This is a genomic window from Mesosutterella multiformis, from assembly GCF_003402575.1.
Lineage (GTDB): Bacteria > Pseudomonadota > Gammaproteobacteria > Burkholderiales > Burkholderiaceae_F > Mesosutterella > Mesosutterella multiformis.
In genome coordinates this window covers 71,621-85,861 of record NZ_BGZJ01000001.1, presented here as the reverse complement: position 1 = coordinate 85,861, position 14,241 = coordinate 71,621, and the positions used below count along the sequence as shown (strand labels likewise).

Annotated in this window: 13 protein-coding genes; 9 read left to right on the top strand and 4 right to left on the bottom strand. The window is 58.2% G+C overall.

Annotated features, from left to right (window positions below):
* Positions 1-200 precede the first annotated feature (200 nt).
* Entirely contained in the window at positions 201-1,277 is a 1,077-nt protein-coding gene (gene mltG, locus M4NBBH2_RS00365) for an endolytic transglycosylase MltG (RefSeq protein WP_124944567.1), read from the top strand.
* Positions 1,278-1,356: 79 nt separating this feature from the next.
* Positions 1,357-2,370 carry a DNA polymerase III delta subunit-related protein gene (locus M4NBBH2_RS00360; protein WP_116269259.1) on the top strand — a complete coding sequence of 338 codons (1,014 nt, stop codon included), beginning with the start codon at positions 1,357-1,359 and terminating at the stop codon, positions 2,368-2,370.
* A gap of 9 nt (positions 2,371-2,379) precedes the next feature.
* On the opposite strand, the gene M4NBBH2_RS00355 is transcribed toward M4NBBH2_RS00360, so the two are convergent.
* Positions 2,380-3,648 carry a tyrosine-type recombinase/integrase gene (locus M4NBBH2_RS00355; protein WP_116269258.1) on the bottom strand — a complete coding sequence of 423 codons (1,269 nt, stop codon included), beginning with the start codon at positions 3,646-3,648 and terminating at the stop codon, positions 2,380-2,382.
* Positions 3,649-3,848: 200 nt separating this feature from the next.
* On the opposite strand from M4NBBH2_RS00355, the gene M4NBBH2_RS00350 reads away from it, so the two are divergent.
* From M4NBBH2_RS00350 to M4NBBH2_RS00330, 5 genes are all read left to right on the top strand, one after another.
* Positions 3,849-4,763, top strand: coding sequence for an LAPAL motif-containing putative phage structural protein (locus M4NBBH2_RS00350; protein ID WP_116269257.1), 915 nt, complete (start codon positions 3,849-3,851; stop codon positions 4,761-4,763).
* A gap of 130 nt (positions 4,764-4,893) precedes the next feature.
* Entirely contained in the window at positions 4,894-6,810 is a 1,917-nt protein-coding gene (locus tag M4NBBH2_RS00345; RefSeq protein WP_160117850.1) for a sensor histidine kinase, read from the top strand.
* 74 nt (positions 6,811-6,884) lie between these two features.
* Positions 6,885-7,106, top strand: a complete 222-nt coding sequence (locus M4NBBH2_RS00340) for a hypothetical protein (RefSeq protein ID WP_116269255.1) — start codon at positions 6,885-6,887, stop codon at positions 7,104-7,106.
* A 60-nt stretch (positions 7,107-7,166) separates the two neighbouring features.
* Positions 7,167-8,417 (top strand): hypothetical protein, encoded by a 1,251-nt coding sequence (locus tag M4NBBH2_RS00335; protein WP_116269254.1) that lies wholly within the window; start codon positions 7,167-7,169, stop codon positions 8,415-8,417.
* Between the two features lie 9 nt (positions 8,418-8,426).
* Positions 8,427-9,095 (top strand): 4'-phosphopantetheinyl transferase family protein, encoded by a 669-nt coding sequence (locus M4NBBH2_RS00330; protein WP_116269253.1) that lies wholly within the window; start codon positions 8,427-8,429, stop codon positions 9,093-9,095.
* A gap of 6 nt (positions 9,096-9,101) precedes the next feature.
* Here the strand turns inward: M4NBBH2_RS00330 and M4NBBH2_RS00325 are convergent, their stop codons facing one another.
* Complete coding sequence (locus M4NBBH2_RS00325; protein ID WP_116269252.1) at positions 9,102-9,776, bottom strand: COG4648 family protein; 675 nt, start codon at positions 9,774-9,776, stop codon at positions 9,102-9,104.
* 306 nt (positions 9,777-10,082) lie between these two features.
* Here M4NBBH2_RS00325 and M4NBBH2_RS00320 point away from each other — a divergent pair, with 306 nt between their 5' ends.
* Both M4NBBH2_RS00320 and M4NBBH2_RS00315 read left to right on the top strand, forming a co-directional pair.
* Complete coding sequence (locus M4NBBH2_RS00320; RefSeq protein WP_116269251.1) at positions 10,083-11,267, top strand: hypothetical protein; 1,185 nt, start codon at positions 10,083-10,085, stop codon at positions 11,265-11,267.
* 122 nt (positions 11,268-11,389) lie between these two features.
* Positions 11,390-13,006: a gamma-glutamyltransferase family protein gene (locus tag M4NBBH2_RS00315; RefSeq protein ID WP_116269250.1), complete on the top strand. Its 1,617-nt coding sequence runs from the start codon at positions 11,390-11,392 to the stop codon at positions 13,004-13,006.
* Positions 13,007-13,111: 105 nt separating this feature from the next.
* Here M4NBBH2_RS00315 and M4NBBH2_RS00310 read toward each other — a convergent pair whose 3' ends face one another.
* Together M4NBBH2_RS00310 and M4NBBH2_RS00305 are read right to left on the bottom strand one after the other, a co-directional pair.
* Positions 13,112-13,573, bottom strand: coding sequence for a hypothetical protein (locus M4NBBH2_RS00310; protein ID WP_116269249.1), 462 nt, complete (start codon positions 13,571-13,573; stop codon positions 13,112-13,114).
* Between the two features lie 88 nt (positions 13,574-13,661).
* Positions 13,662-14,210 carry a hypothetical protein gene (locus M4NBBH2_RS00305; protein WP_116269248.1) on the bottom strand — a complete coding sequence of 183 codons (549 nt, stop codon included), beginning with the start codon at positions 14,208-14,210 and terminating at the stop codon, positions 13,662-13,664.
* Between the last annotated feature and the right edge of the window lie 31 nt (positions 14,211-14,241).

The window sequence follows — 14,241 nt, the reverse complement described above, 5'->3', positions numbered from 1 at the left end:
CCGGGGAAGCCGGTTTCTTTTGCCCGGTGCGGAGCCCGGGGCTCCGCTCCTCTCTTGGAAACTTTTCGAAACGGCTCCGGGGCTTTTTCCGCCCGAACCGGTCCCGGAAATCTTTTATCATCAGAAAAGTTTTGGTTCCGCAGCGGTCCGGAGAAAAACACGGGACCGCCTGCCGTATTTGCTGATTTTTGCGTTATTTCATGAAACGGATCCGATTTGACCGGAGAGCCACCGTCGTGGTGGTCATTCTTCTGGCCCTGATTTTTATTTTCCAGCCGATATCCTGGACCACTGTCCCGAAAAACGGTGTGCTCTCCGTGATCATTGACCGGACAGACACAACGACGGCGGATGCGGTGAAAAAACTCCGTCTCTCCGGCGTTCAGACGCCGGAAGCGATCCTGTACCCCGTGGTGTCGGCGGCGAGCGCGTTTTCCTCTTCGGGTCTGAAGAAGGGCTGCTATCAGCTTTCCCCGAAGTCGCCTCTGATTTCACTTTTCTTCAAACTTGCCTCGGGACGCGTGAGTTACCTCGTTATCCGGATTCCGGACGGAGCGAATATCTGGGGCGTTGAAAAACTCTTTAAGGAGAGCCCGGATCTCGATCGCAAGCTCACTGATTTTTCGGATGCCACCCTGAAATCGGATCCGGAGGTTTTCCGCGGATTTGATCAGGATATTGATTCGGTCCGCAAAAAATTCAGGGAATCCGCTTCTGTCAGTTATTACGAAGGGCTCGCAGCGCCCGACACGTATTACTACAAGCCGGGGCAGTCTGATGCCGCGCTTCTCGCGAAGATGGTGCGTCATCAGAAACAGATTCTGGATTCTGAGTGGCAGAACCGCGATACGGCGGCCACCGCTCTCATCCGGACACCGTATGAGGCGCTGATTCTCGCGTCCCTTATCGATAAGGAAGCGGGTCAGGGGCAGGAGAAATACCTTGTTTCGAGTGTCTTCTATAACCGTCTGAAAATCGGAATGCCGCTTCAGACCGATCCTACGGTGCTCTACGCGAAGGGCCTGGAAACCCGCTCTGACCCGAAGAACATCACGAAAGACGATCTGCTGAAAGACAATATTTATAATACGTACCGCCAGCGCGGCCTTCCGCCCACGCCGATCGCGTGTCCGTCACGTGAGGCGATTCACGCCGCGATGCATCCGGCGGACACAAAGTATCTTTACTTTGTCGCGTCCGGTTCCGGCCGCTCCAAGTTTTCGGAAACGCTCGGCGAACATAATGCCGCCGTGAATCAGTACATTCTGAAGAAATAACGGAGGGGATTCTGAAGGAGGCGGCGTTGCCGCCCCTTTCTGTTTCACCCGTTTCTTCACATCAGCGAAGGAAAAACCTATGCCGCTCGCGATTTACCCCTGGCAGGAAGCACTCAGCCGGGATCTGGAAATCTTCAGACACCGGATGCCGAGCGGCATCATCGTGAGCGGGCCCCGGGATATCGGCACCTTTGAGCTCGTGCTCGCTTTTACGAAGAGCCTGATGTGTGAGAATCCGGCAGAGGACGGCACGCCCTGCGGGAAATGCCCGGGATGCCGGCTCGCGGAAGCGGGAACTCACCCGGATATCCGTTTTCTGCTTTCGGAAGAGGAGGCAGCGAGGCACGATCTGCCCATCCCTGAAAGCGCCGGGAAGAAACTCTCAGACGAAATCTCCATTGCGGCTGTCCGTGAGCTCCGGGACTACGTGGCGCTGAAGCCTCACCGGAGCCCGAGACGCGTCATTCTCATTTCGCCGGCGGACCGTATCCGGCCGGACGCCGCGTCAGTTCTTCTCAAGATGGTGGAGGAGCCGCCGCCTGATCTCAGTTTCATCATGATCGCGGAGGATCTCGACGCCATTCTCCCAACCCTCCGCTCGCGCTGCGTTCTGCTTCACGCGAGAAAGCCGGATCCGGAGGCAGCCTCCTCCTGGCTTGAATCCAAAGGGCTGAAGGACTTTGATGAGCAGCTTGCCGAAGCGGGCGGGAATCCGCTTGCCGTGGTCCGAGGTCATAAGATCGTGCCGGATGAGGCGAGAACGCTTTTCCTGAACCTGCTTAAGGCGGGGAAACGGCTGGATATCACTCAGGTCGCGCCGGGTGTCGGCACCGGCTGGAAGCTCGACGCCTGCGCGGATTTTCTTTCCCGCTGGGGCACGGATCTGATCCGCGTGAAGTCCGGTCTTCAGCCGTCCTACTTTGTCGGCGAGACCCCCGAACTGCAGTCGATCGCGCCGCGCGCGGATCTTCAGGCGCTCTTTCACTGGCTCGATGAGACTGAGTCCCTGAAACGGGCCTCCACGGTGCCCCTCAATAACAAGCTCGCGCTTGAAAAGATTCTGGAAAGCTACCGCTCGGCTTTCCGGTCCTGAGCGGCTGACTCAGATCGGTTTTACCTTCTTGAATTCCTGGATCACCCGGGCGTCCGCCGGTACGAGGTAGAGCGACGTGGTGGAGAGAGAGGAGTGACCGAGTGCCGTCTGCACGACATTCACCGGCATGGATTCAAGAGCGGTTTCAGCAAAGGTGTGCCGCAGCCAGTGAGCGGATGCTGTGCGGAGCTTCGCGCCGTCGATCGGATTCTTCTGATCCGCGAGAAGCGCCGCTTCCTCGAGAAACTTTTTCAGTATGCGGTGAAGCCCGGAGCGGGAGAGGGCGTCTGTCGCGTTTTTCGGACGCTTTCCCTTTCCGAGACTCGCGAGAAGCGGGGTTCCCTTGGGGCAGCTTCCGATCGGGGGAAGCCCCCGGATCTTCAGATAGGCGTTGAAGGCGTCGAGATGCTCCTGCTGCAAGGGCAGGCGGCGGACTTTGTCCCCTTTTCCGATCACCTCAATAATGGTGACGGATTCATTCCCGATCCGGCGCTGCGTGATCCAGCCCGCGGTGGAGGAGAGCATTTCGCTTGCCCGCATGCCGAGTCCCTTTCCCATCATGAGAATGGTTTCAAGCCTCGACTTTTCGATCCCATCCTCCATGGCGTCAAGGCACCGGAGGACGTCACCCCACTGCTCTGGCGTAAGCGAGCGGTCAGAAAACTCTTTCGGCGCGCCTTCCCCGGGGAGAAAACGGATGCGCTGCGGGACCTGATCAAAAGGATTGGTGCGGAGGTAGCCGGTTTTCGTGAGAAAACTGAAGAGGAGCCTCACCACAGTCAAAGCCTGACGCCGGCTTGTGTGGGAAAGCGGGCCGTTGAAAGGGCGCCAAGCGGGGGAATCCCGTCTTTCGCTCTTCTTTCCAATCCACTGCGCGGCAGGAACCCGCCACTTCCGGCTCCAGGCTTCCGGCGTGAGGCGCGCGAGATCCTCAAGCCACCGGAGATACTGAGAGGCCTGAGGAACGGTTACCGAGCTGAGCGCCGTGTTTTTCTCCATGATGCACCAGAGGAGAAATCGCTCAGCCTCTTTCTGATACGCGCTTCGGGTGTTGGGGTTTGAGGCGCGCGAGGCGAGCCAGGCGTGGATCGCTTCGAGGTCGTTTGAAGCGTCGAGCGCGGATTTCTCTTCCGGTCCCCGGTTTCGTCCCTGGGACCCATCGAGAAGCGACGGGAGGCCGAGTGACTCGAGAGGCGCGATGCCAGGAGCGGTCCTCTCCGCGGAGAGGATCACTGCGCTTCCTTCAATTTCTGGATTGGCGGCTGATTTGGCGGACATCCGGCCTCTGATCCCCCCGGCTCAATAAAAGAATCTGTATGAAGCGGAACGCCGCGAGGTGCAGCCTCCCGCATTCCGTTTTATCATTGTATGAATTTTCCGCCCGGCGGTCCTTTATGCGCCGGGTTTTGTTACCCGTACACGAGCGAAAGATTTCTTTCGTTCTCCGTGGAAACCTGAACTGAGGTTTTTTTAAAGCCATGATTGCCGCTTTTGATATTGCCTTTGCCGGTGCGCAGAAGGTTGAAACGACTACTACCAATCAGCCGCTCGCGCAGGCGATTATCGGCGTGGACCAGCTGCTGACGATGGGGTCCCGGGCGCTCTACGGCTATCTGATTGATCCGGAAGTGGACGTGCGCCGCGATCCGTCGCTTACGGCCTATAGCGTTGATCTCGGGTTCAGGAAGAATTTCGGTATGGCGCGCCGCGCTCAGCTGGCTGGCGTCGCTGAGTTCATCAATCCGCCGGAATCTTCTGTCGGCGAGGCTCTGGGCTGGTTGGAGACGGAAAACACGTCTCTGCTGGGACTCTTTCAGCTGCTGAAGCAGATTGCCGGACGCCGTATTGACGCGGTCACGCTGAAGGATGAAACCGTTCTGATCACCTGCGGCCGCGATACCTACGAGGTATCGACCCATACCTACAAGCTTTTCCGCCACCTCGGTGTGCGTGAGGCGGTTGAGCAGCTCGCCGGAGTCTTCAAGAATCCGGAAGTGCAGGCGATTGAGATCCGTAACCGCGCGACCGGCAATGTGACCGTGAAGCTCGCGCGTGAGGATGCGGATTTCTACGCGGTTCCGAAGGAAGAGGAAGTGGTGCTCGTGGATGACATTCACACCCGCGCTCTGATGCTCCCGACCTCCAACTTCCGCGATGATCAGATCTGGACCTTCTTCGATGGTGAACAGACGATCCGCGCTCGCATGGCGGATAAGGACTTCCTCCGTATCATCGATAACGGCGTCTTCCGCCTGAATGCGGATGACATCCTGATCGTGAATCTTCACGTGAAGACGGTGCAGACTCCTGCCGGTCTCGTGAGTGACTACGAAGTTATCCGCGTTCTGGATCACCGTAAGCCCGGAAAGCACATTCCGATCCCTGGAGTCTGATTTCCGGAGCGGCGTTTCGCTGATGCGATCTGATCGACCGACTTTATCTGAGGCATGCCGCGGATTCACTCCGCGGCATGCCTTTTCGTGTCTTGCGGGGGTTTCTCTGAGGAAGGCCGTTGCGGTCCTCATGGCGGCGGCGATCGCGTTTCCGGCGGTCGCGGAACCGATCGCGGCCGAACTTGTGGCTCCCCGGTCACAGCCCGCTGGAAAAACCGCGGTTCCGATGCCGAGCCGCTCGGTGCTGGATCCGGACTATGCGCCCCAGATGATGAGCCCCGGGCCGTTTTCGGACGTCTCGGCGTCCCCCGCGGATGCCAACGCCACGGTGAGGATCGGAATCCAGCAGACCACCGCGGTGAACGTGCTGCAGCCAGGCGACGGCGGGTTCCTCGATCGCACAAAAGACCGTATCCGCGAGGCTTTCGGATCACGGCGGGTGGAATTCATGACACTCACCCGAGGGGAACTCGCCGAGGCGATCCGGAACGGTGATGTGGATTTCGTGATCGGGCAGTCAGACTTCATTGCCCAGGCGCAGATGGAAAACAATCTCCGTCTGATTGCGTCTTTCTGGCCTGTCGAAGCGCGTGACGTGAATAGTGTGGCCTCCGCGGTTTTCTTTACGAAGGCGCAGAGTCTTGATGTGCAGTCGCTCGCGCAGCTCGGTGATCACGCGGTCGCGGCGATCAGTCCGGATTCTTTCCCGGGGTATCTGGTGCCGCTTTATGAGCTCTCGCGCCGCGGCTACGCGCCGGGCTACCTGCAGGAGCTCTACTTCACGGGCCCCCCGTACGAAAATGTGACGCGCGACGTGCTGTCCGGGAAAGCCGCGGCCGGAATTCTTCCGGCCTGTGTTCTTGAAGCGCTAGACCGTCAGAAGAAGATCAGTCTCTCGGACTTCCGGATCATCAATCCCAGGCGTGAAACTGAGCTTCAGTGCTCTCACTCAACAGACGTTTTCCCGTCTCTCACCGTGGCGTCGCTGCAGAAGACAGACGGGAATACCCAGAAAACGATGGCGACCGCGCTCTACCTGATGCCGCATACCGGGAAAGAGGCGCAGTGGGCGCTGCCTGCTTCCATGCAGAGCGTTCTTGACGTTTTTTATCGCCTGAAGATCGGACCGTATCAGTATCTCGCGCAGTGGAGCATTCAGCGGTTTGTGAAGGAAAACGCGGCTGAGGTGGCGGTCGCCCTGATTTTTATCCTGATGGTGGTGTCATACGCCGCAGTGCTTCAGATGATGGTGCGCCGGAAGACCCTCGCGCTTCGGAAGTCAATGCAGGAGCGGCAGCGTTACGAGCAGGAAATCGCGGCGTCGCGCGAGCATATCGCCGCGATTGAGCGCACCGGTATCATCGGTCAGATGTCCTCCATGATCGCGCATGAGCTGAAGCAGCCGCTCGGAGCCATTAATAATTTCGGTAACGGTCTTCTGCGGCGCCTTCACCGCGGTCCCGTGGATCCCAAGGTGCTTGAAGGGGCGCTGGAGGAAATCGTCGGGCAGGGCACAAGGGCGTCAGAGATTGTTGACCGCGTCCGCGGCTACGCGAAACACCCGGATCCTGTGATGCAGGTACTCGATATGAAGCCGGTGCTCGAAAAGGCCGCGAAGGAATTCCACCACATCTATCCTGACGCGCCGCCGATTACGCTCGCCTGCCTGCCGTACTCCTGGGCTGAGGTGGATGCCTGGGAAATCCAGCTCGCGGTTCTGAATCTTCTGAAAAACGCGTCAGAAGCGCTTCATGGCTGCCCGGATCCGCAGATCCATATCTCGCTTAAGGATGTTGACGGCATGTGGCATCTGTCAGTCGCGGATAACGGGCTCGAACTCACGCAGGAAAAGGCGGATCTTTTCTTTGAGCCGCTTCACACGGGGAAAATGTCCGGCATGGGGCTTGGGCTCTCCATTGTGGCGAATATCGCCGAGCGCCATAAAGGCCACGCCATGGCGGCCCCGAACACCGCGATCGGTCACGGCTGCGTGATGACAATTGTGTTGCCAAAAGCAAAAGCGCCGATCAGTCTCGGGAAGTCCTGAGGCGTGAGCAGGTAGAATAAGGGATTATTCTGATAGGGGCCGTTGAGAGCCCGGAATCAAGAGGGAGAGGAATTTTGGACGACGAAAAACTGAAGCGGATCTTTTTCGAGGTGCTTCGGGTCATCGCAGCGATCGTGGTGCTTTATTGCATCTGGCAGGTCGTGAAGACGCAGGTGCTTTATTTCCAGGAGGACGGTCCCCGGTTCGGGGTGCCTCTGACGCAGTCAGCTCCCGCGTCGGCCGCCGCGGCTTCTCAGAGCCCGGCAGCCTCTCAGAGCGCTTCCGCCGCGAAATAGCCCGAAAGGTTTCCATCCCGATTCAGAACGTCCGTGAACAGTCTATTTAAGGAGAAAACGATGAAGAAAGTTTCCTGTGTCTCTCGTACCGCAGCCGCGGCAGCTGCTGCTCTGCTTCTCCTTTCAGGCTGCGAGACTCCGGTGCCGATCTGGCAGCCCCCTCTTGGGAGTGGTGAGACTTCGGGGGCGGGTTCTCAGACCGTAACTCCCGGAACCGCCCCGGTGACGGATCTTTCGACCTCTGACGTAAAGCAGCCGGCCCCGGTTGTCCAGGCGCAGTCACCTGATCCCACGACATCCTTTTCGACAGAATTCGATGCGGCGGCCGCGGCTCCTGTGCCGATGCAGCCTGGATTCGTGATCACGGGTCAGGGCATCGATGACGGGAGCCCTGCGATTCTGATTACGCTCGACGCCCGGAACAAAGACTCCTCGATTCTGAGCCGCAGGCTGGTCCTTCGGATTCCAGAAGCGATGGCAACCCGCGTGGGTATCGAAACACCGTCCGGCGTTGAACCGGTCTCGAAGTGGCTTGAAGAGGCGAAAAGCACGATGGTTTCAGCCCCGGGTGCTGTCGGATCCGGAACGGACGAAATTCAGCTTCGCGTGAAGAGTGTGGCTTTCCCGGGAGATGTCCCCGGGATCGCGCTCGATATCGGCAATATGGCAGAGCCCGGTAAGCGGGACTTCCTGATCGCGATCCGCGAGGTGGACGCGGCGTTCATCAATGTCACGGAACCGAGCGGCGGAGCAACGCTTCATCAGACGCTCCGGCAGTGGATTGAAACGCATGCCGGGTACGAATTCCGGGTGCCCGAAGCAAAGCCGATGCCGCTGATCCCGGAGGCCTCAGAAACCTGGCAGGCTTACACGTCGATTGATAACCTCCGGACAGACGGCGGAATCGGTGAGGCGAAGGCAAAGGATCTGATCCCGGATCTCCGCATTACGCTCTTCCCGGAGGGACTCGCGGGTGATGGTACGCTGCAGGCTCCGGATGGGAAGACTTATCCGGTCCGCCGCTGCTCGATGACACCTGGAACCGCGGTTCCGGTCTGCGCTGTAAAGCCCGGTGCGCTGACAGCGACAGCTGAAGCCGCCGCGCCCGGAGACGGCCGGGAGTGGATTGAGGTGACGGGCGGCGCCAAGGTTCAGGGCGTGGGTCCGATCCTGCTTAAGGTCGGCGACCGGCTCCTCACGTCTGACGAGGGGCGGATTTTCTTCTGGAAGAAGGGAACAGGAGATATCGCTGAAGTGAATTCCGGTGCGAGCCGCTTCACGGGTACCGCAAGGCTTGATACGACCCACTAAGCAGGGCAGATGGAAAGCCGTCTAACACTTCCCGTTTACGCGGAGATTGAGATCACTGAGAGACCTGTGACACCTGAGTGTCTCGGGCTTCTTTCGGATGAGCAGCTCACGCGGGCAGCGCGTTTCACAAAGCCTCTCCGCCGTAACCAGCATATCTGGGCCCGGGTTCTGATCCGGCTGCTCGCTGAGAAGCTGTACCCCGATATTCCGCGTCATTCGATTCAGATTGTTGAGGATCCGCCCCGCGCTCCCCGGATCGTGCTTCCGGACGGTGTGCTTCGGACATCGATCACGCATAGCGGAAACCGCGTGGCGTGCCTCGTTGACTCAGAAATCTGCGCGGCGGATCTCGAGAAAATAGATCTCTCGCGCCCTCTCCTTCGCTACGCGGACGTAGCCTTTAATCACGAGACAGCGGCGCGTGTCAAAGCGGAGCCGGATATCGGGACCGCGTTTTTCAGGGCCTGGGGGGCGTACGAGTGCGCTGTCAAGGCGGACTGCCCGAGAGAGTTTTACTGGGAAGATCACGAGCCGCGGATCCGCGGCATGGTGGTCAGTACGGACCTCACGGACGGCTGGATGCGGGTGACCGCGCTTTCAAGAAAGGCTCCGGTCGCGCTGTGGCGTCCGGAGCCTGAGATGCTCGAAACTCTGGCGGCATCCGGCCGTCAGAGCTGAAGCGTTTTACTTCTGCTGCATCTGCCGCAGCGTCTCGCGGTTCTTTTCCGCCTGGCGCTCGAGATCCCGAAGAATAAAGCCCCGGGCGGCTCGCTCCGTGCCATAGAAAATCAGGATGACAAACCAGGCGACACCGCCATTCCAGAAAGCCCATGACTTGAGATTGCCCCAGAAGCAGGTCAGCGCGGCAACCGCGCCGAGCAACACAAAGAGCACGATCCAGACGTAGGAGAGACTCCGGGCGTAGACCCGCTGGGGATCCGTCTTCGCGCCTTCCGGGCCCGCAACCGCCTTGGCGACCATGCCGTCATCCTTTCCAAGCCCGATAAAGAGCGCGAGGATCACGAGAATCACCGCGAGAACCGGCCAGAACTTCAGCATCAGAAGGCTCTGCGACAGGGCGACAAGAATCCCAAGAATCGCCGTGACCATCGCCATGATTCCGGTAAGGGCGTTCGGCTTATAGAGAATCCGAAGCAGCGTCGCGAGAATCAGAAGGCAGGCAGAGGCCGCGACACCGAACCGCGGCTCAATGAAATACGTGACTCCGGGGAAGGCAATAAGAAGCAGCAGACCCAGCCAGGACGCGATCCGGCGGGGCAGGGTATCAGTGTTTTTGACAGGGCGGGCCGCGGTAACGGGAGTGTCAGACGGTTTGTTTTCAGTCAAGCGTTTGGACATGGAATTATTTTGCCTTCTTGATCCAAGGTTGTTTGGTCATCCGAAAGGAGAAGAATACCGCAGTTCAGCCGTACCTAGTTTTGGGAATGGGAGAAATCCGGAACAGAAAAAACGGTCAGAGACTACAGAAAACATGATCTAGTACCGTATCGCCTAGGGACTACTGAGTAACTTCAGGCCGGGTTTCTTTTTGGGAATACGTAAGATATTTGAAGGACATCTTTATAACGATCCCCCGGACGAATGGAGCCCAATCTCCGTGCGTCTACGAAAAAAGGGTCCCGAACCCTGTAATAAGAGGCTGTCATGTTCAACAATATGTTCTTCTATCTCTTTATATGCCTGCTCTTCTTCGGCATCGGAGATTTTCTCTCAGTGCTTACCAAGGCGAAGGTTTCCTCCGTTTTCGTGAGCCTCCTTCTTTTCCTGATTGCCTTTATTACGGGGATCATCCCGCCTGACATCATCAAGCAGGCGGGGCTAGCGGATTTCGGCAAGTGGGCCATTCTCTTCATTGTGTTTTCGCTTGGCACCACCATCAATCTCCGTGAGCTGATTGATGAGTGGCGGACGCTCGCCGTGTCCTTCATCGCGATGGCGCTCGTTGTCGTGACCGGGTTCGCTCTGATCCCGGTGATCGGCAAGAATGAAGCGCTTGTCACGATCCCGATCGTGAATGGCGGCATTGTGGCGACCCAGATCATGACGACTGCTGCTCTTGAGCATGGCTTTGCTCTGGCCGCGGCCCTCGGTACGATCGTGTACGCTGTGCAGAAATTCTTTGGCACGCCTTTTGCCTCCCACTTCGGCATCAAGGAAGCGGAAACAGTGGTCGCAGATTTCCGTAAGACCGGCGTGAATAAATACAAGAAAGAAGCGCCGAAGAAGGAGGACGGGACGCTGTCGAATCCCAACTTCTTCGAACGCAACAAGAAGTACTACGGTGTCTTCGTGTCCCTCGCGATTACGGCGCTCTTCGCCTGGCTCTCCTTTGTGATCGGCAAGATGACTCACATCTCTGCTCCGATCTGGGCTTTGCTTCTCGGTGTCATCGTGACTTCTCTGGGGCTCGTGCCGAAGAACATCCTGCTTCACGCGAAGTCGCTTGGTATTTTCAATGTGGCCTGCTTCGCGACGATTATTCCGAGTCTCGCAACGATCAAGCCTTCGCAGCTCCTGGGGCTTGGCGTCAATACGCTCATCATTTTCGCGGCCGTCTTTGTCGTGCTCTATCTCGCTTTCTGGCTTCTTCCGTTCTGGAAGATTCTGGGGTCGAAGAATATGGCGCTTGCGGTTTCTGTCTGCCAGCTGCTCGGCTTCCCGGCGACTTATCTGATCGCGAACGAAGTCGCCAAAGCGGTCGGTGAGACTGAAACGGAGCGCGAGGTGATTCTTGACGCGATTCTCCCGAAGTACCTGGTGGCTGGCTTTGCGACCGTGTCGTCGGTCTCGGTTCTGATTGCCGGTATCCTCGTTCCGTTCGTCGGATAAAAGGTTTCCGTCCTGAATGAATAACGCAACGGCGTACGGAAGGCGCAAAAATAACGGATGCGCCTGTCCGCCGCCGTTTTTTCACGGCCGGTCTCAGCGATTAACTTTAGAGGGGCAAAGAAATGATTGAATTTGATCCGCTTCACTATCCGTACGCGTCGACCCGCAATGTGGTCTATGCCAAAAACGGCATGTGCTGCGCTGGAAACCCGAGTGCGGCCTCTGCCGGTCTGCAGACACTCCTGAAAGGAGGCAACGCGATTGATGCGGCGGTCGCGATGGCGCTTGCGCAGCCCGTGGTGGAGCCTTCCGGTAACGGTCTCGGGTGCGAATGTTTCGCGATCGTCTGGTACAAGGGAAAGATGTATGGGATCAACGGGTCCGGCCCGGCTCCCAGAGCTGCGTCGATTGACGCTCTGAAAGCACGCGGTTTCGATAAGATCCCGATGCTGGGGGTAGAACCGATTGATGTGCCGGGAGCGGTCGCAACGTGGTGCGCGCTGCATGAGAAATTCGGCTCACTTGATCTTGAAACCGTGGCGGAGCCAGCCGCGCGCTACGCTGAAGACGGTTATCCGGTGTCACCTAACATCAGCCGCCTCTGGGATGACGCGTTTAAGCGCTTCGCGCCGCTCGCGAAAGAACGCCCTGAGTTTGAGGGCTGGATGAAGACTTTTGCTCCTCAGGGTCACCCGCTTCGCGCGGGAGAAATTTTCCGCAGCCAGGCAATGGCGGACACCATCCGGAGCATCGCGAAAACGAACGGCCGCTCTTTCTATACGGGTGAGATCGCGGAGCGGACTGACGCCTTTATGAAGGCTCATAACGGTTTCCTCACGGGCGACGATCTTGCCGCTTATGCTCCAGAATGGGTAAACCCGATTTCAGTCAACTACCGCGGAGTGGATGTCTGGGAGCTGCCGCCTAACGGACACGGCATTACGGTTCTCATGGCGCTTCAAATTCTGAAGGGAATGGAGCTCGGTGACCGTGAGGATCCGGCAACGATCCACCGCCAGATTGAGGCTCTCAAACTCGCCTTTACCGATACGAAGGAATATGTGGCGGAACCCTCCTTCATGCGGGTAACGCCTGAGCAGCTACTTTCGGAACGCTATGCGGCAGACCGCCGGGCGCTGATCGGTGAAGAAGCGATTGATCCCAAGGTGGGTGACCCCCGGTACAGCTCGACCGTGTACTTCTGCGCGGCGGACGGCGAGGGGAACATGGTCTCGATGATTCAGAGCAATTTCTATGGATTTGGATCCGGAATCGTCGACCCGTCAACCGGGATTTCGTTTAATGACCGCGGCTTCAATTTCCGGTTTGATCCCGAGCACCCGAATGGGCTTGCCGGCATGAAGCGTCCGTATCACACCATTATTCCGGGTTTCCTCACCCAGAACGGTGAAGCCCTGGGTCCCTTCGGGATTATGGGCGGCTATATGCAGCCTCAGGCCCACGTGCAGTTCGTCATGAATATGGTTGACTGGGGTCTGAACCCGCAGCAGGCGCTCGACGCGCCGCGCTGGCAGTGGGTCGGCGGGAAGAAGGTTCAGGTTGAGCAGGATACGCCGAACCATATCGTGCGGCAGCTCCAGAGACGAGGACACGATGTCACTCTGATAGCAGATAAGGTGCTGATGGGACGCGGACAGGCCATTCTGAGGGACAGCCAGACAGGAGTCCTGGTGGGCGGTACTGAGAAACGGACAGATGGCCAGATTATGAGCTGGTAAATATCTGCGACTGTAGTAAAAAAGAAGCTCCGGAATCAGCTATTCCGGAGCTTCTGTGTCTCTGACATCCTGCCTTAAGAACAGAGAAGGCAAAAAGACAGTGTTTTAGCGTCCGTAGTAATAGTCTGATGACGTCTGACCCTGAGCCGCGGCGGCCGCGTCAGCCGCCCGCCTTGCTGCGATATCAGCCTGATTCCGGCGGACGAGATCAATCTGCTCGGAAAGCGGCAGCTGGGGCGCGCGGGGCTTCAGACTATTCAGCACGCCGGATTCTGTCTTGATAATCGGGGTCGGCGGATAGGTCGTTGTTGTCGTAACCCGACCGTCCGTAGCCGTGGTGGTCCGCGAATTCTGCGTATCCGGAGGAACCTGGCTCACGGCAGAGGGCGGAGTGAATCCGCGGGGAGCAGTCACAGTCGTCGCCGTGTTCGGATTGTAGTCAGGAGGAACACCCGCAGAAGAAGCGGACGGCGGAACGTAATCCGGAGGAACCGCGCCGGCAGCCGAAGCCGCGCCGCTTGCGGCAAGACCAACTGTAAAGATCGCGAGAACCAGAGATTCTTTCATGCTTTTATCCTTCCGAAGCCCGGAATTTCACTGAAAAGACTGGATGGCGTCTCACGTGTGAGACGCCATGGGAGTCCAGACCTCTTGCTTAGTGAGCGACAGACGTTGTTGCAGATCCGCAGCCGCCCGGATTATTCGGCTGAATACGGGAGCCGCGGGCTGTTTCCTGAATCATCACAGCGGTCCCGAGCTGATACTCACACGGATTGCCGACCTGAACAGAAGTAAACATCTGGTTTCCGTCCCGGAAGGTGATCTGTACACCCTGCTGGTAGTCGGTTTCACCAGCCGCGAGGTTGGAGGCGCGGTTACCAAGAATGCCGCCCGCGATACCGCCGAAGATGCGGGCATCCTGACGGGAGCCCAGACCATGACCGAATTGATTGCCAAGAATCATGCCGGCCGCGGCACCGGCGACGGTACCGGCAAGCTGTGCCGCAGAGTTCTTGGTTTCATTCGGGAGCGCGATGCGGGCCGTCTGAACCGACAGAATTTCAACGGTTTTCACAGCCTGCGCTTGGTTAAGGGAACCCGGACCGTAGACATCCGCGCGGTAGCGCGCGTTGTCGTTAGCGCAGCCGGAGAGGGCAAGAACGGCAGCGAGCGCAGCCGGAAGGGCAAGAAATCTGAGATTCATATGTATTCCTTCTGTGTGAACAGGCGGAGAC

Bases quoted from the DNA above. Each gene is read 5' to 3' on its own strand.
- mltG (WP_124944567.1), top strand. From the start codon at position 201: ATGAAACGGATCCGATTTGACCGGAGAGCCACCGTCGTGGTGGTCATT.
- M4NBBH2_RS00360 (WP_116269259.1), top strand. From the start codon at position 1,357: ATGCCGCTCGCGATTTACCCCTGGCAGGAAGCACTCAGCCGGGATCTG.
- M4NBBH2_RS00355 (WP_116269258.1), bottom strand. From the start codon at position 3,648: ATGTCCGCCAAATCAGCCGCCAATCCAGAAATTGAAGGAAGCGCAGTG.
- M4NBBH2_RS00350 (WP_116269257.1), top strand. From the start codon at position 3,849: ATGATTGCCGCTTTTGATATTGCCTTTGCCGGTGCGCAGAAGGTTGAA.
- M4NBBH2_RS00345 (WP_160117850.1), top strand. From the start codon at position 4,894: ATGGCGGCGGCGATCGCGTTTCCGGCGGTCGCGGAACCGATCGCGGCC.
- M4NBBH2_RS00335 (WP_116269254.1), top strand. From the start codon at position 7,167: ATGAAGAAAGTTTCCTGTGTCTCTCGTACCGCAGCCGCGGCAGCTGCT.
- M4NBBH2_RS00330 (WP_116269253.1), top strand. From the start codon at position 8,427: ATGGAAAGCCGTCTAACACTTCCCGTTTACGCGGAGATTGAGATCACT.
- M4NBBH2_RS00325 (WP_116269252.1), bottom strand. From the start codon at position 9,776: ATGTCCAAACGCTTGACTGAAAACAAACCGTCTGACACTCCCGTTACC.
- M4NBBH2_RS00320 (WP_116269251.1), top strand. From the start codon at position 10,083: ATGTTCAACAATATGTTCTTCTATCTCTTTATATGCCTGCTCTTCTTC.
- M4NBBH2_RS00315 (WP_116269250.1), top strand. From the start codon at position 11,390: ATGATTGAATTTGATCCGCTTCACTATCCGTACGCGTCGACCCGCAAT.
- M4NBBH2_RS00310 (WP_116269249.1), bottom strand. From the start codon at position 13,573: ATGAAAGAATCTCTGGTTCTCGCGATCTTTACAGTTGGTCTTGCCGCA.
- M4NBBH2_RS00305 (WP_116269248.1), bottom strand. From the start codon at position 14,210: ATGAATCTCAGATTTCTTGCCCTTCCGGCTGCGCTCGCTGCCGTTCTT.